17 protein-coding genes and 1 other RNA gene are annotated in these 15,332 nt (G+C 46.8%); 8 read left to right on the forward strand and 10 right to left on the reverse strand.

Features of this window, described 5'->3' with window-relative positions:
• Positions 1 to 23: 23 nt before the first annotated feature.
• Positions 24 to 482 carry a division/cell wall cluster transcriptional repressor MraZ gene (gene mraZ, locus PRUTH_RS11125; RefSeq protein ID WP_045980475.1) on the reverse strand — a complete coding sequence of 153 codons (459 nt, stop codon included), beginning with the start codon at positions 480 to 482 and terminating at the stop codon, positions 24 to 26.
• A 430-nt stretch (positions 483 to 912) separates the two neighbouring features.
• Here mraZ and PRUTH_RS11130 point away from each other — a divergent pair, with 430 nt between their 5' ends.
• Genes PRUTH_RS11130 through PRUTH_RS11140 form a run of 3 tightly spaced genes read left to right on the forward strand, consistent with a single transcriptional unit; the run spans position 913 to position 1,905 of the window.
• Positions 913 to 1,239: a hypothetical protein gene (locus PRUTH_RS11130; protein ID WP_022946081.1), complete on the forward strand. Its 327-nt coding sequence runs from the start codon at positions 913 to 915 to the stop codon at positions 1,237 to 1,239.
• Between the two features lie 2 nt (positions 1,240 to 1,241).
• Positions 1,242 to 1,703 (forward strand): hypothetical protein, encoded by a 462-nt coding sequence (locus PRUTH_RS11135; protein WP_022946082.1) that lies wholly within the window; start codon positions 1,242 to 1,244, stop codon positions 1,701 to 1,703.
• Positions 1,669 to 1,905 (forward strand): hypothetical protein, encoded by a 237-nt coding sequence (locus tag PRUTH_RS11140; protein WP_022946083.1) that lies wholly within the window; start codon positions 1,669 to 1,671, stop codon positions 1,903 to 1,905. The genes PRUTH_RS11135 and PRUTH_RS11140 overlap by 35 nt, the downstream gene beginning before the upstream one ends.
• Here PRUTH_RS11140 and PRUTH_RS11145 read toward each other — a convergent pair.
• Together PRUTH_RS11145 and PRUTH_RS11150 are read right to left on the reverse strand one after the other, a co-directional pair.
• The gene (locus PRUTH_RS11145; RefSeq protein ID WP_045980426.1) at positions 1,902 to 2,882 is read right to left on the reverse strand and encodes a glutathione S-transferase family protein; all 981 of its coding nucleotides are present in this window, start codon (positions 2,880 to 2,882) and stop codon (positions 1,902 to 1,904) included. The two genes, PRUTH_RS11140 and PRUTH_RS11145, sit on opposite strands and share 4 nt — an antisense overlap.
• A 12-nt stretch (positions 2,883 to 2,894) precedes the next feature.
• Positions 2,895 to 3,734 carry a pirin family protein gene (locus PRUTH_RS11150; RefSeq protein WP_151173283.1) on the reverse strand — a complete coding sequence of 280 codons (840 nt, stop codon included), beginning with the start codon at positions 3,732 to 3,734 and terminating at the stop codon, positions 2,895 to 2,897.
• Between the two features lie 282 nt (positions 3,735 to 4,016).
• On the opposite strand from PRUTH_RS11150, the gene PRUTH_RS11155 reads away from it, so the two are divergent.
• Complete coding sequence (locus tag PRUTH_RS11155; protein WP_151173284.1) at positions 4,017 to 5,420, forward strand: MBL fold metallo-hydrolase RNA specificity domain-containing protein; 1,404 nt, start codon at positions 4,017 to 4,019, stop codon at positions 5,418 to 5,420.
• 159 nt (positions 5,421 to 5,579) lie between these two features.
• Here the strand turns inward: PRUTH_RS11155 and rnpB are convergent.
• Both rnpB and rsmI read right to left on the reverse strand, forming a co-directional pair.
• Positions 5,580 to 5,950: RNase P RNA component class A (gene rnpB, locus PRUTH_RS11160), an RNA gene on the reverse strand.
• A 41-nt stretch (positions 5,951 to 5,991) separates the two neighbouring features.
• Positions 5,992 to 6,858: a 16S rRNA (cytidine(1402)-2'-O)-methyltransferase gene (gene rsmI / locus PRUTH_RS11165; RefSeq protein WP_022946088.1), complete on the reverse strand. Its 867-nt coding sequence runs from the start codon at positions 6,856 to 6,858 to the stop codon at positions 5,992 to 5,994.
• 90 nt (positions 6,859 to 6,948) lie between these two features.
• Between rsmI and PRUTH_RS11170 the strand changes: the two genes are divergently transcribed.
• Genes PRUTH_RS11170 through dolP form a run of 4 tightly spaced genes read left to right on the forward strand, consistent with a single transcriptional unit; the run spans position 6,949 to position 10,335 of the window.
• Positions 6,949 to 8,838, forward strand: coding sequence for a penicillin-binding protein activator (locus tag PRUTH_RS11170; RefSeq protein WP_257220924.1), 1,890 nt, complete (start codon positions 6,949 to 6,951; stop codon positions 8,836 to 8,838).
• Positions 8,807 to 9,178, forward strand: a complete 372-nt coding sequence (locus PRUTH_RS11175) for a YraN family protein (protein WP_151173286.1) — start codon at positions 8,807 to 8,809, stop codon at positions 9,176 to 9,178. The genes PRUTH_RS11170 and PRUTH_RS11175 overlap by 32 nt, the downstream gene beginning before the upstream one ends.
• Positions 9,179 to 9,769: an SIS domain-containing protein gene (locus tag PRUTH_RS11180; protein WP_022946091.1), complete on the forward strand. Its 591-nt coding sequence runs from the start codon at positions 9,179 to 9,181 to the stop codon at positions 9,767 to 9,769.
• Complete coding sequence (gene dolP / locus PRUTH_RS11185; RefSeq protein ID WP_151173287.1) at positions 9,769 to 10,335, forward strand: division/outer membrane stress-associated lipid-binding lipoprotein; 567 nt, start codon at positions 9,769 to 9,771, stop codon at positions 10,333 to 10,335. The genes PRUTH_RS11180 and dolP overlap by 1 nt, the downstream gene beginning before the upstream one ends.
• Positions 10,336 to 10,439: 104 nt before the next feature.
• Here dolP and PRUTH_RS11190 read toward each other — a convergent pair whose 3' ends face one another.
• From PRUTH_RS11190 to PRUTH_RS11210, 5 genes are read right to left on the reverse strand one after another with little or no spacing between them, the layout of a single operon-like run.
• Positions 10,440 to 12,533, reverse strand: coding sequence for a type IV pilus secretin PilQ (locus PRUTH_RS11190; RefSeq protein WP_022946662.1), 2,094 nt, complete (start codon positions 12,531 to 12,533; stop codon positions 10,440 to 10,442).
• Positions 12,517 to 13,053 carry a pilus assembly protein PilP gene (locus PRUTH_RS11195; RefSeq protein WP_022946663.1) on the reverse strand — a complete coding sequence of 179 codons (537 nt, stop codon included), beginning with the start codon at positions 13,051 to 13,053 and terminating at the stop codon, positions 12,517 to 12,519. The genes PRUTH_RS11190 and PRUTH_RS11195 overlap by 17 nt, the downstream gene beginning before the upstream one ends.
• Positions 13,053 to 13,652, reverse strand: a complete 600-nt coding sequence (locus tag PRUTH_RS11200) for a type IV pilus inner membrane component PilO (protein ID WP_045980430.1) — start codon at positions 13,650 to 13,652, stop codon at positions 13,053 to 13,055. The genes PRUTH_RS11195 and PRUTH_RS11200 overlap by 1 nt, the downstream gene beginning before the upstream one ends.
• Positions 13,649 to 14,215 carry a PilN domain-containing protein gene (locus PRUTH_RS11205; RefSeq protein WP_022946665.1) on the reverse strand — a complete coding sequence of 189 codons (567 nt, stop codon included), beginning with the start codon at positions 14,213 to 14,215 and terminating at the stop codon, positions 13,649 to 13,651. The genes PRUTH_RS11200 and PRUTH_RS11205 overlap by 4 nt, the downstream gene beginning before the upstream one ends.
• Entirely contained in the window at positions 14,203 to 15,282 is a 1,080-nt protein-coding gene (locus PRUTH_RS11210; RefSeq protein WP_022946666.1) for a pilus assembly protein PilM, read from the reverse strand. The genes PRUTH_RS11205 and PRUTH_RS11210 overlap by 13 nt, the downstream gene beginning before the upstream one ends.
• Positions 15,283 to 15,332: the final 50 nt, after the last annotated feature.

Consider the following 15,332-nt stretch of genomic DNA (forward strand, 5'->3'; position numbering starts at 1 on the left):
GCGTGTGTTCGCGCCTTTTAGAGTTAGAATGAAAAATCAGCGAGATCTTCATCCTGTTCAAATTCTTGTCCTAGTTCGATAGCAATGTCATCTTGCATTTGCTGCTGCCAACGCGCCTCATCCCAAATTTCAAACTTATTCAGTTGCCCCACGAGTACGATTTTCTTACCTAGTTGCGCATAGTCGCGTAGATGAGGAGCTAATAGCACACGGCCATTTTTATCAACTTGGTAATCCATCGCGTTCCCTAGTAGCAAGCGCTGCATGCGTTTCGCTCTGGGCTTAATGTTCGACAAACTCGCTAAGCGTTGTTCGATGACTTGCCATTCACTCAGGGGATACAGCAATAAACAGGGATCACTTAAATTGATAGTGCAGATAATTTCGCCGCCATTATCCGCAAGCAGCTGATTCCGATACTTTGTTGGTATCGCAAATCGGCCCTTGTCATCAAGGCTGAGTGTGCTGGCGCCGCGAAACATAAATAAAATGCCGTCCAAGTGTTGCTGTTTTGGTTTTCGGTAATAGTGCAGATCCACATTGATCCACTAAAACCCACATTTTCCCACTGAACTACAGTCTAGGGCTTGACAAGCCTTTTTGTCAAGCAATGAAAAATCCAACAACCTCTTGCAAAGCTAGATAATATGCGGGTTTTAAGGAAGTCTATGAATTCGGTGGGAAAATGTGGATCATACTTTTACCTAGGGAATAAATGTTCATTTTTTATTCATTCCACGTGATGCCGTGATCTTCACTTTGTAAATTTTACTGCCTGAGTGCGTAAGTATTTAGTCTTACCCTCTCAATTTTATCTGCGTATGTTTTTAAGCTACTGATTTTGTTGACTTCTAATACTTGGAATGAGAGTTGCGTTAAAAACTGTGAACTGTCAGATAAAGGAGATACACCATGGCAAATGCTAATACTAAGACTGCTGAACAAACGCAAAGCAACTCAGCTCACACACCCACAGCTCCAACTACTGAAAGCGCCTCTAAAGCCGCCCACGCTGCGGTAGACCAAGTGGCTCAGAAAGCGGCCACGGCGGAAGACTATGTGCGCAAACATGCTAGTGAGTCTGCCGAGACTCTACACGAGAAACGCGAAGCGTTAGAAGCGAGTTTGAAAAGCTCTGTGAGTCGCAGTCGCCGCTTTGCGCAAGAAAATCCATTGCTATGTGCGGGATTGGCATTCGCGGCAGGCATGGCCGTTACCGCTCTTATTCGCCGTAAATAATCATGGCTGAAGAGCATCATGACTCGGCTGCTGAGAACGAGCAGCATGATGAGCAATCTGCGTCTTTGACGCGGGTTGCTCAATTATTTCAAGATTACGCGCAGCGCTGGGGTGAACAAATACAGTGCATCTTTGAGCTTGCTGCCACTGAAGCTAAAATCAGTGCCAAAGCGCTGTTATTAACTTTGGGTTTGATTGTCGCCATTGCTATGACCGCATTGGTAATTTGGTTAACCGTTGTTGGCGCCGCCGCCACGGTGCTGTACTGGTTAACACAATCAATGGCTCTGAGTATCTGTGGCTCATTAGCAGCGCAACTACTGCTGCTGTGGTGGCTAATCCGGCAAATGAAGCTTGCCTTGGCGCAAGTGAGTTTTGAACGCACCATTGCAGTAAGCAAGAAACCTTCATCTTCACAGGAGCAAACCGATGCTGACCCGTCTGATCCTGAAAAAACAGACTGAATATGCTGATTTACTGGCCGAGCAAGGGCAGATTCGTAAGCAGCTTATCGCTTTGGACAAACAGCAGTTACATTACCAAGGCGGTAAGTTGATGAGCCACCCCAAAGGTGTGGCTACGGCATTTTCTGCTGGCAGTCTTACAGAGCTGCTAACCAGCCGCCCTTCTTTAAAATGGCTGCGACTGGCTCAGCTTTTAATTTAGCCCATAAAGCGACGGTTGTGCGGGCGACTAAAATCTAAAGCAGGCCCTTTAGGCACTACTTGAGTCGGATTAATCATGGTGTGACTAAAATAATAGTGACGTTTAATATGCGCCATGTTGAGTGTTTCAGCCACGCCCTTAACTTGGTATAAGTCACGCAAATAATTCGCTAAATTATCATAGCTCTCTATGGTGCGCTTATTACACTTAAAGTGGCCAAAGTAAACAGCGTCAAACCGTATCAAGGTCGTGAATAACCGCCAATCTGCTTCAGTGAGCTCGCTGCCCACCAGGTAACGCTGACCTGCCAGCCTTCTTTCTACTTTTTCCAGAGCGCTAAATAGCGTATCAAAGGCTTGTTCGTAGGCTTGCTGTGTAGTGGCAAACCCCGTTCGATATACGCCGTTGTTGATACCGTGGTAAACCAGCTCGTTAATCGCGTCGATATCCTTGCGTAGGTGCTCAGGATAAAAGTCCAGAGTGTTGCCAGTCAGGTGGTTGAAGGCCTCATTAAACATCCGGATAATTTCCGCTGATTCATTACTCACGATACAGTTTTGTTGCTTATCCCACAGCACAGGAACAGTGACACGACCGCTGTATGTAGGATTATTGCGCGTGTACAACTGATGCATATAGTGGTAGCCAAATAATGAATCACCCGAGCTACCCTTAGCTTGATCGAAAGTCCATCCTTGCGACAGCATATCTGGGCTCACTACCGACACATCAATATAGTCTTCAAGGCCTTTTAAGGTGCGGAAAATAAGCGTTCGATGCGCCCATGGACAGGCTAAACTTACGTATAAATGATAACGCCCTTTCTGCGCTTTAAACCCTTCCCGACCACTTGGTCCAGCACTGCCATCAGCGGTGACCCAGTTACGTAACTGCGCACTTTCTCGCTGAAATTCACCTTTGCTACTATCAGTGTCGTACCACTTGTCTTGCCACTTTCCATTCACGAGTAAACCCATAAAGGTAGCCTCCTATTGTGATAATTGTCCGAATTGCCCGTTTTGATAATCGCGGATAGCATCCTGTAACTGGGCTTGTGTATTCATAACGAATGGACCCATGTGTGCGATCGGTTGGTGCAACGGTTCGCCCCGCAGCAGTAGTAACCCACTGGGTTGATCCGTTCTCGCAATGATGGCACTGTCGCCATCAAGCACCAGCAACTGTCCCGCCTGATACCTTTGTCCTGCAGCAGTAATTGAACCAGTGTGTATATAGGCTAGCACCCGCTCACAGCCCATAGCCGGCATCTCTAGTTGCGCCTTTGATTCGATGTTGATATCAGCAATGGCGCCGTTGCAAGCTAGGTTACTCAGAGGTGACTGCACTTGTTCAGCGTTAAGAGTCCAAGCTCCTGCCAAGGCTTTTAAATGCACTCCTTGGCTACTTATTTGCGGCAAGCCACTTTGCGCTGAGTCCTGATATTGTGGCGCATTCATTTTGTCTTTGGCATCCATATTGAGCCAAATCTGAAAACCGTGCAGGCCTTCACTATCAGCCAGGGGCATTTCACTATGGATGACTCCTTTACCTGTACTCATCCATTGCACATCACCGGCGCGAACAGCTTTACGGTTGCCAAGATGATCGCGATGTTCAAAACCACCTTTAATAAGATAAGTAAACGTTTCAATGCCGCGATGGGGATGCGCGGGAAACCCTGCCATATAATCGTCACTATGGTCTGATTTAAGCTCATCAAGCATTAAAAAGGGATCTAGATAACGACCGTCGAAACCTGGTACGCGGCGGATCTTAACGCCCGCCCCATCTTCAGCAGGCTGGGCATTGAGTACTTTAATAACATTCATGGTGCACCTTTAGACTTACGCTGATAACTCGCGTTATGAACCGACATAGGTTCAGTGTAGTGTGCGTTTATGGTTAGGGTAACCGGAAATATTAGCGTGCTGGATGCTAATTTTTAGCATACTGATTGAATGACCACGCTCAAGTGTTGCAACGGCGATTGACCAATCATCGCTAGCTTAAAGCGAGGTTTGAATAAATTCTTACCCTCGTCAGTTTTACTCACTACACTGATAGTACAGTAATAAGGGTTGTCGCTAGCATGGATGTGAGGGGGGATATGCATGGCTGAAATTACCTTTTGCGGTGCGGCACAAGAAGTGACCGGCTCATGTCACTTGGTTTCGTCTCCGGCGCTTGGCGCGGTACTACTAGACTGTGGCCTACACCAAGGAATGAAAGCAAAAACGGAGGCGGTACGTGAGCAATTTCCTTTCAATCCCTATTCCCTGGATGCAGTTATTTTATCTCATGCCCACTTAGATCATTGTGGACGTTTGCCGTTATTGGTTCATGATGGTTTTAACGGTGATATCTATTGCACTGAGGCAACCGCACAGTTGCTGCCAATTATGTTGTTTGATGCACTTAGCCTGTATGAGAACGACTTAATGCGCGAGAATCGTAAGCTCAAACGAAAAGGTCAGTGTGAATTGACGCCACAACACACTAAAGCCGATGTCCTGCATGTGCTCGCTCTATTAAAACCCACGGCCTATCAACAGCAGAGAAAATTAGCCGACAACGCCTCTGTGTGTTTCTACGACGCAGGCCACATACTCGGCTCAGCGGTTGTAGAATTGAAATTTGATGAGCATAGCCGTCAAAAAACTTTAATTTTTTCTGGAGATCTAGGCAATAAAGATACCTTGTTGATGAAGGATCCCACATGCTTGACGCGGGCCGACTTAGTGGTCATGGAAGGCACCTATGGCGACCGTGAACACCGCACTCAAGGCGATACCTTAGCTCAGTTTAAAGATATTTTGCACCGCGCATACACTAAAGGCGGTAATGTCATGATCCCAGCCTTTGCCGTAGGACGAACACAAGAGCTATTACTTTATTTAGGTAAGTTACAGCTCGCTGGGGAGCTTGACGATTGGCACATATTCTTAGACAGCCCAATGGCCATAGAGGTCACTCAGATTTATGACCAATGGTTGCCAACCTTGGATTGTGAGGGCGTAAAAGCGCTATGTACCGGCGAACAAACCCTACTCAAGCACTTCCTCAGCACGCTGCACCTTATGGTGTCGCCAGAAGAGTCGATGTCAATCAACAAGATCACCAATGGCGCACTGATCATCGCTGGCAGCGGTATGTGCACGGGTGGGCGCATCACTCACCACTTTAAGCACCGTATCTGGGAGAGTCGCAACACCCTTATTTTTGTCGGCTATCAGGCCCAAGGCACCTTGGGGCGTAGGCTGGTTGAAGGGGCAGAACATATCAGGATGTTCGGTGAACAATTCGCTGTCAAAGCCAATGTTGAAACCTTAGGTGGGTTTTCCGCGCATGCAGGGCAACAGGAATTGAGTGATTGGATTGGACATTTTCAGCTGCCATTACAACTCGCATTAGTGCATGGTGAGCCCGGTGCCTTAGCCACACTTAAAGAAAAATTGCGCTGCGATCATGGGATAGAGGCAGAGATACCTGTGTATGGGCAAACCATCAAGTTCTGATGCAATCGGCAGCTTCAGGTAAAGCACTATCAGTTAGTTGCTAATAAAGAACCCTGCGCGCCACAAGGTGTACCTCTGTCCGCCAACATGGCTGAAAGAGTTAAATATTACTAAGGAAAGGTTCCAAAAACCGCTTGATGATTCAAGCGGGCATGGAATTATTTGAGTCAGCCTATAAGCCGGGTTCTGTTCTCTCCCAAAGGAGATCGATAATCATTCGTCTAGGCCATAAATTGCTCTATGGCTCAAGCAACCTACCCGGTTCCGATGTGGGCCACACCATAAGGAACCCTATTTGGTCTTGCTCCGGGTGGAGTTTACCTTGCAACCAACTGTTACCAGTGGCCCGGTGCGCTCTTACCGCACCCTTTCACCCTTACCGGTCCCGAAGGACTTAGGCGGTTTTCTCTCTGCTGCACTTGTCGTAGGCTCACGCCCCCCAGCCGTTAGCTGGCACCCTGCCCTGTGGAGCCCGGACTTTCCTCCCCCTGATCATTTTCGTCACAGGCAGCGATTATCCGGCTGACTCAGGGGCGCCATTATACGCATGCCAAGTGATTTGCCCAGCACTTTATTGTTTTTGCGCTATCACGGCCTTATACAGTGCATTTTTCTTTTGTCCGAGATAGTCAGCAGCCACACCGCAAGCTTGCTTCAGTGGCATGTGCTCTTCCAGTAAGGCAATCAAACGCAGTGCTTCTTCACTTACGGCACTGGCCTTATTCGGTTTCCCTGGCAGCATCAACACGATTTCACCCTTTTGTCGCGCGGGGTCCTGCTGTAAAAACTGTTGTAACTCAGTGACCGTACCACTGAAGAAGGTCTCGAAGCTTTTCGTTAACTCTTTAGCAAGCACGACTTGAGCTTGCTCTCCTAGCGCGGCACTTAAATCCTCTAAGCTCGCCATAATACGGTGTGTACTTTCGTAAATAATGCTGGTCATGCCTGAGTTATACGCGTCACTGAAAAAACTTTGTCTGGCTTTGGATTTTGCTGGAGCAAAACCAATAAATTGGAATTGGTCGGTGGGTAATCCGGAGCAACTCAGCGCCGCAATAGCTGCGCATGCGCCGGGAATTGGGGTTACTTGAGCCCCTTGTTCACGGCATAAACTCACTAAGGCATAACCAGGATCGCTTATCAGTGGTGTTCCGGCGTCGCTCACCAGCGCTACGTTTTGCCCTTGCTGTAGCCAAGTGAGTACCTGCTGTGCCTTTTGCTTTTCGTTATGATCATGCAAGGCAAAGGTACGCTTACTGAGTCCCAGGTGCGACAGCAGCTTGGCAGTGTGGCGCGTGTCTTCAGCAGCGATTAAGTCGACGTCACTTAGGGTTTTGATAGCACGCTGGCTGATGTCATCCAAGTTACCAATGGGTGTGGCAACAATAAACAAGGTACCTTGGTCTTGGGGGTCGGTTGAAATATCCGCATTGGACATTGAGCTCTCCTGCATCAGTCAGTAAGATAAGCGAATCACACTAAGGCCAATTGGAATACAAAGACTGTGCGACTCAAATCGATTGCTTTTATGCTGTTATTGTCAGGCTTATCGGCCTGCAGCACAACACAAAAGCCACAAGAAAGTGAAAATCTTACAACTAACGTGAGTGAGCCTGAGCCGATTCAGACACTCAGTGCACAGCAGTTATACCAACAAGCTCAAAATAGCGAAGGCGCCACTCGCGTACAGTTACTTAACCGCACTCAAAATCAGGCTATTAATGAGCAAAATTGGTCGCTACTATTGCAAGCCAGCGACACCCTGTTACGCAGCCACCCTGAGCAACAAATTCAAGCGGTGTTATTAAAGTCTTACGCGCAAGCGCAAATGGGCGAACCACAACGTGCTTTGCAAACCTCACGCTCAGTGCAATCGCAATTGCAAACGCCAGAGCATTTCTACTGGCATCAGTTAGTGCAAGGCACCGCCTACGTGCGAATGCAAATGCCACAACAAAGCGCACCATTTTTATTACGTGCTTCAGAAACCGCAAACCGCTATCAAATAGAAGCATCACAGTTAAACCCCATTTTGTGGCGGTCTTTACAATCTTTGAGCCCGCAACAGCTAACAAAGTATGACTCCGGCTCAGCTATCGCTAAAGGCTGGGTACAACTTGCTAAAATAAAACAACTTTATTTGGGCTCTCCAGTTGAGTTACATCAAGCTTCCAATAACTGGCAACGCCGCTATCCAGGACACCCCGCGAGCTTTGCCCTAGACGAAAAAGTGGCTGAGCTGATGAAAGTTGAGCCCTATAACGCCACTAAATTAGCTGTTATTTTACCTTTAAGTGGCGCTAATAAGGGCCTGGGTGAAGCCGTGAAGTCAGGTGTATTGGCGGCCCTAGATAACTATCAATTCGAAGACATTTATTTCATTGATGCAAATTTAGAAAATCAGCAACTAACGCAGCAGCTCAATGACAAGCAAATCGATTTCGCCGTAGGGCCATTACTGAAAAGCAACATTAACCGCTTTGAACAGCACAACCTGCTAGAGGGAATACCCAGCATATACCTGAACCGCAGCGACATCGAACGCCAGTCTTTACAGCATTATTATTTTGCTCTGGCCCCGGAGCACGAATTAGATCAGGCCTTAGCACACTTTATGGCTAAAGGCTTTGAAAAGCCGCTGATCTTGGCCCCAAATGAGCGCTCAGGACAAAGATTGAGTGAGCACTTTAGCAGTCAGTGGCAACGTTATAATGAGCAGCCACCACTTGTGGGGTTATTCGATGACAATAAAGAGATGGAAAAAGTCATCACTGAGTTACTTGAAGTCGACGATAGCGAAGCACGCATAGACGCCATCGAGGGCATTTTTAAGCGCAACGTAAAGAGTGAAACCCGTTCTCGTCGCGACATAGATGTGGTTTATCTACTCGCTAATGCCACGCAAACTCGGCTATTAAAACCCTATCTTGATGTTAACGTGAGCACCTTCGTTGAGCGCATTCCCCTGTATGCAAGCTCCAAAAGCCACAGCACGCGCATTGATAGCACCGATAAACGTGACTTAAATGGCTTATACTTCACTGAGTTACCGTGGATGCTACCGACAAAGGGGTTAGCTAACCTGAATACTCGGCAGCTCAGAGAACGCTTTGATAGCCTCTGGCCTGACGTTGCCGACATTGAGCAGCGTCTATTTGCCATGGGCTATGATGCGATTTCACTGATCCCGCAATTGCGACAGCTCAGTATGCTGCCAGGAAAAAGCCAAACCGGTCTTACTGGAGAGCTAAGTGTAATAAGTAACGGCGAGATTGTTCGCCATTTAGCGTGGGCACGCTATCAGTCAAGAAGCATTAACAAAGTGAGTCTTGAGCACCTCGATCCCACACCGCTTTTCATGAAGAAGCAATTTGAGGAATCGAGTAATGTCATGGCTCCCGAAAGCGTGGCGCAATAGCCGAGAAAAAGGCCAGCACTTTGAGTTGCAGGCACAGAAATACCTAACTCAGCAAGGGCTGACGCCAGTGGCGCGCAATTACCATTGTCGCTATGGCGAACTGGACCTGATAATGAAAGAAGGTCAGGTGTGGGTATTTGTTGAAGTAAAGTTTCGTCGCCACAGTAGTTATGGCGGGGCTCTGCATGCGCTTAGCCACACCAAGCAACAGCGACTACAAAGAACCATTGCACACTATGTGCAACAAAAGGGCTTAGCAGGCTGCGTATTGCGTGCTGATTTTGTCGCAATACAAGGTGAGAAAGAGCCAGAGTTTCACTGGATAAAGAACGTATTATAAATGCAGGAACAAGTTAAAGCACTTTTTACCGAAAGCATTCAGGCGCAAATTGCCGCAGGGGAAGTTTTACCTAGCGTGCTTGAAACCGCTTCGTTGAGTATTGCACAGACATTGATTAACGGCCGCAAATTATTATGTTGTGGCGCGGCAAGTTGCCATATGCTCAGCGACCATTTTGCCGCTCTGTTGGTGAACCATTTTGAGACCGAGCGCCCGTGTTTACCTGCGGTATCACTGTCATCGCATGCACTGAATTTAAGCCCGGCTGGCTCATCACAACCCAGCCGCGATATCTTTGCTAGGCAGATTAAAGCGCTCGGCGAGCAAGGGGATTTATTACTTGCCATTGCTATTAATGGCAATGAAAAGAATGTCGTCAGCGCCGTAGAAGCCGCTTTGACTAAAGACATGACCGTTATCGTGTTAGTCGGCGATGATGGCGGCGAGCTGGCGGGACTGCTCAGTGCAAGTGACGTCGAGATTCGCGTACCAGCTAAGCGTCCAAGCCGTATTTTGGAATCTCATTTGGTCAACATACACTGTTTGACAGAACTTGTTGATATGACCTTATTCCCACAGGAAGAAAGCTAATGAATAAGAACCTTATAGCTATTTTAGTTGGTACTGTGCTTTTGCAAGGCTGCGCCGCAGCCGTAGTGGCCGGCACCGCTGGCGCAGTCACAGCAGCCAACGACCGCCGCACTATAGGCAGTCAAATAGATGACAATAATATTGAAATAAAAACCACCATGGCGATTAAAGAGGCGTTAGGCGAAAATGCCAACGCCAACGTGTCTGTCGTCAGCTATAACGGTATTGTATTATTGCTAGGGCAAGTGCCGAGTGAACAGTATAAAACCACTGTACAACACGCAGCAGAGCGCATCGATGGCACGCGAAAGCTTCATAACCAGTTACGTATTGGCTCTCCTACCAGCATCACCACACAAAGCCACGATACCTGGCTAACATCTAAGGTAAAAACCCAATTGTTGGCAGCTGAGGATGTCAGTGGCAACAATATTAAAGTAGTCACGGAAAATGGTGAGGTCTTTTTAATGGGGCTGGTAGCAGACGTGGAAGCAAACAAAGCGGTCAATATCGCTCGCAATATTTCAGGCGTGGAGCGCGTCGTTAAGGTATTCGAATACATGTAAAAACGTGAGCACCTATTATCGGGTTACTTAACTCGCGTTTTCGTTATCAACGCGCACAAAAAAGCCACTTCGTTTGAAGTGGCTTTTTGCTATCTAACTCGTGCTTAAATCGAGTCTTCTACCATGATCTTCGGAGTAACAAAGATCAGTAGCTCTCGTTTCTCATTACGCTCACTGGTTGAGCGGAATAAGTAACCTAGGTAAGGAATGTCACCCAACAAAGGTACTTTACTGGCAGAGTTAATAATTTGCTGCTGGTAAATACCACCAAGCACCACTGTTTGACCATTTTCTACTAACACCTGCGTCTCAATACGTTGTGTATCGATTGCTGTCGCAGGGCCAGTTGGCGTGTCTACGGTGTCGCCTCGTGTATCCTGGGTAATAGCAAGATCGAGAATCACTTTGTTATCTGGCGTGATATGAGGCGTCACTTCTAAGCTCAACACCGCTTTTTTGAAGGTTACGGTAGTGGCACCACTTGAGGCGGCCTGAACATAAGGAATTTCCGTACCTTGTTCAATTCGTGCCTTTTTCTGGTTAGCCGTTGTGATTCGCGGGCTAGCAATGATTTCACCTTTGTTCTCTTGCTCTAGCGCTGTGAGCTCGAGGTCGATCAAGGTACCGTCTGCTAACTTCGCTACATGCATACCAATGCTTCCCGCAGGGTTAGCGATAGGCAAGTTAACATTTAAACGATCGCCAATACTTGGGCGCTGACCGTTAGCAATAGCATTGGCACCATCAAGATTACCAGAAATACCGTCACTGTCTTGCTGGTCACTGAAACCCCAACGAATACCTAAGTCTTCTTGAACATTGTCACGAACGGTGACCATGCGCGACTCAATCACAACCTGCTTAACTGGCACATCGAGGTTTTCAATCATACGACGCACGTTTTCAATACTCTTCGCCGTATCTTTGATAAGCAACGTATTGGTACGTTCATCAACAGACACACTGCCACGCTGAGAAATAATGCTGTTTACATCCGTTTTCAGTAGGTCTGCAAAGGTTTGCGCCTTAGCATAGTTAAGCTGAATATACTCACTGTAAAGCGGCTCCAAGTCTTCAACTTGCTGTTTGGCCTTAAGCTCTTTTGCTTCTCGCGCTGCAAGTTCTTCGGTCGGTGCAACCATTAAAATGGAACCATCCATACGCTTATCTAAGCCTTTAACTCGCAGCACAATGTCTAACGCTTGGTCCCAAGGTACACCATCTAAACGAAGAGTAATGTTACCTGCTACTGAGTCACTAACAACGAGGTTAAAGCCGTTATAGTCAGCGATGATTTGCAATACTGCTCGAATTGAGATGTCCTGGAAGTTCAAAGACATTGGGCGGCCTTGGTATTCCTTACCATTGCCCAAGAAGCTACGCTTCGACTCATCTTTTTCAACAGTGATAGTAAAGATGTTGTCTAGCTGCTGATAGTTGTAATCAAAGGCATCTGTGGTATCGATAACGATACGACTGTTGGAACCATCTTTGAAGGTTTCAATCATGCTCACGACAGTACCAAAGTCCATAACATCGAGTTGATACAACAGATCATCGATAATGTCCGTATTATGGAATTCAACAACAATCTTACCCGCTTGCTCTCTTACGTCGATAGCCGCCATATTCTCTTGCAAGAATACCAGCACCCGAGCTTCGCCTTTCTCGCCACGACGAAAATCTAACGCTTGGATACGGTTGATGTAGCTTGTGCCTTCATCTTCTTCTGCAATTGTTTGTGCAGCATCTTGCGTAGGGTTGTCAGAAACGTGCAAGTAGAACAGGTTTTTATCGATACGGGTTTGATAAATCTTTAAGTGATCAAGATAAACCGTCACTTTAAAGCCGTCGTTTACGAACTCACTGGTGACTTTTTCAACACCCGCCTTATTGATTAAGACCTCTTCAAGGCTCTGTTCATAATCGGCTTCGTCAAAAAACAGTTCAATTCGCGCTGGCTCACTGAATACCTGAATCTGCGGTTCGATGTAGATCTCTTCGTCAAAAACGAACTCGATCTCAGTTTCACCTTCCAGCAAAGGGTTATAGCGAACGTCGTACAACAGCGGCACTGCGGTCGCAAAACTCGACATAAATAGGGTCGCAAAAGCGAGTACCAAAGAGTAAATACGATTCATATTGAATCCGTGTTTTTGCATTGTGCTTTTACCTTGATTTTTATGAACTGGAATCATCGCCTGCCTCCAACATCTCTAGCTTGGTCAGGCGTTCTTTCCAACATCCTGCTCCATCAGGGATTAACTCTAATAATTCTATATAGTTACTGCGTACTTGTGTCACTTTACCGTGATACAAGCCAACATAGTTGCCGCGTGATACACGGTGCAATGTTGCATCCGACGCTTTCACTAACGCCCACGTTTGCTCACCTGAGCCTAAAGTTCCCTTCATTGATAAGTTATCCAACGGATAACGCTCCAGCGGTTCCTTTTTACGCTGTGGATCGGGGTGCAAACAGTTTTGCACTTGTATCAATTTATCTTGAATAACTTCCGGGCGCGGTGCCACAAACGGGCTACGCAAGCTCGAAGCATCATAAGCAAAGTGTTCAAACTGCGCGACTTCGGGGATAGGCTCAACATTAGGTTGAGTGCTGGCTTTTACCCGGTTAATAAATTCGCGTTGTTCGGTTGTATCATCAAAACAACCGCTCAATAACACCGCCACGGTGGTAATTGTGAGGAGTTTTTTCATTATTCTGCCCCCTCATAGCGATAAGTTTTAGCAACCACACTGAATACCAGCTGGTCATCACCCGTCGCTTCAATTTCAAAGTCGTGCAAGCTGATAATACGAGGAAGTTGAGCCACTTTGCCAACAAACTCGCCAAACTCGTGATAACTTCCCTCTACTTCGATTTTGATCGGAAGCTCGGTGTAGAACTCTTTCTTAATCTCGGGAAGCCAACCGATTTTTACGAAGGTCAGGCCACTTGTTGTCCCGACATAAGAAAGGTCATCAAGTAACCCTGGGGTTTCGTTCGACGTTGGTAGCTTCTTCAACAACTGCGAGAACTTTTCTTCCATCTCCTGCATTTGTTGCTTGTAGATTTCTAATCTACTTGCCACTGCGTACTTAGTACGGTAAGTGCTGCGTAACTCAGACTCTTTTTGCTGAGCTTGCTCGTAAGAGGTTATTTCGTCAGCAACCAATAGTTTATAGCTGAAAAACAACACCAACGCTGCAGCAATCACACAAACAATTGCTTTTACGGCTACCGGCCAATCCCCGATATTATCAAGTTCCAGCTCATTCCAATCGATATCGTTGAGGGATTTAAGATCTATACTCATTCTTGTGCCTCGCCAATTTCATCGAAAGACTTCACATTGAATTGCATATTGAAATCGCTAAGTAATCGTGACTGCTCTTCACCGGCAACAATGCCTTGCAATGAGGCATTTTCAAGCAGGTATGAACTCTCTACCTGACGGATCATAGTCGATAAACGGTTGTTTGACTCACTTTTACCCGTTACTTGAATCGCATCGCCGCGACGCTCTAAGGTGGTGAAGTAAACACCTGAAGGTACAATTTTCGCCACTTCATCCATTATTTGGGTACCGAGGTTTCGGTTACTTTGCAGCTCTTCAATTAGACGCATGCGCTGTTGCAAGCTTTCTTTCTTCTTATCTAGCTCACGAATTTCTGCGATGCGCCTATCTAAGATCTGAATTTCCCGGCTCAGGAAGTTGTTACGAACGTTCTGCCCATCTTTGAGTGCGCTGTAGAATGAACTTAAAGCAAACATTGACGCAAAAGCGGCGACTAAGACAACAACTAGAATAGTTACAAAACGTTGTTGTGCTTCTTTACGCGCGGCCTCACGCCAGGGCAATAAATTTATATGTGGCATGCTGAGAAACTCCTCAATGCAAGACCCGCAGCAACAGCGAACTGTGCCTTATGCTTTTGCATTAGCTCTTGGTCCACTTTGGAACCAATCTCCATGCTCGCAAATGGGTCAACGACAACAGTGTGGATCCCTAACTCGTCGATTAATAGTCTATCTAATCCTTCGATCATTGCCGTTCCACCAGAGAGAACAATGTAATCCACTTGGTCTTTCCCGCTGGTCGTAAGGAACATCTGCACGGCTCGACGCACTTGCTGTAGCAATGAGGTCTGGAACGGCGCAAGTACCTCAAACGTGTAGTTTGGCGGCAAATCGCTGGTGCACTTGGCGCGCTCAGCTTCGTCAAAGTTTTTATTGTAGTAGGAGACAATAGTGTTAGTGTATTGCTCGCCACCGAAGACTTGGTCCCGGGTGTAGATAGTTTCACCCTTTTGCACCACACTCACTAGCGTCATCACCGCGCCGATATCCACAAGCGCCACAACTTTGTCTTTCGCATCTTCTGGCAGTGCAGCATAGCTCACATCCAAGCTACGTGATAACGCGTACGTTTCAACATCAACCACCTTAGTATCAAAGCCACCGGCCTCAACGGCGCCGGAACGGGCTTCAACACTCTCGGTGCGCGCAGCAGAGAGTAAAACATTAACCTTGGATGGATCAGCTTCATTTATTTCCAACTTTTCAAAGTCGATACTGACTTCATCAAGTGGATAAGGAATTAAGCTGTCAGCCTCAATTTCGATTTGTGACTCTAGTTCAGAGTCACTCAGAGACACATCCATGTAGATCATCTTAGTGATCACTGTTTGACCAGAAACTGCAACAATGGCATGGCTAACAGACTTTGGAATGCGCCGTCTAAGTTTTGCAATAACTCGTCCAATCGCCTCAATGTCTTGAATGTTACGCTCGGCCATAGCCCCTTTAGGCATGGGCTCTATAGCAACAGCATCAAGGCGATAACCCTGCTCATGCTGTGTTAATAACACCGCTTTTACAGAGTGCGAGCCAATATCTATACCGACCATAGCAGGCACAGACTTTTTAAGAAGTCGATTTAACATAAGAGCAACGTGAAACCTTTTTTTATAATTATAATAGACTTATAAATTAT

This window comes from Pseudoalteromonas ruthenica, assembly GCF_008808095.1.
In the GTDB taxonomy this organism is placed as follows: Bacteria; Pseudomonadota; Gammaproteobacteria; order Enterobacterales; family Alteromonadaceae; genus Pseudoalteromonas; species Pseudoalteromonas ruthenica.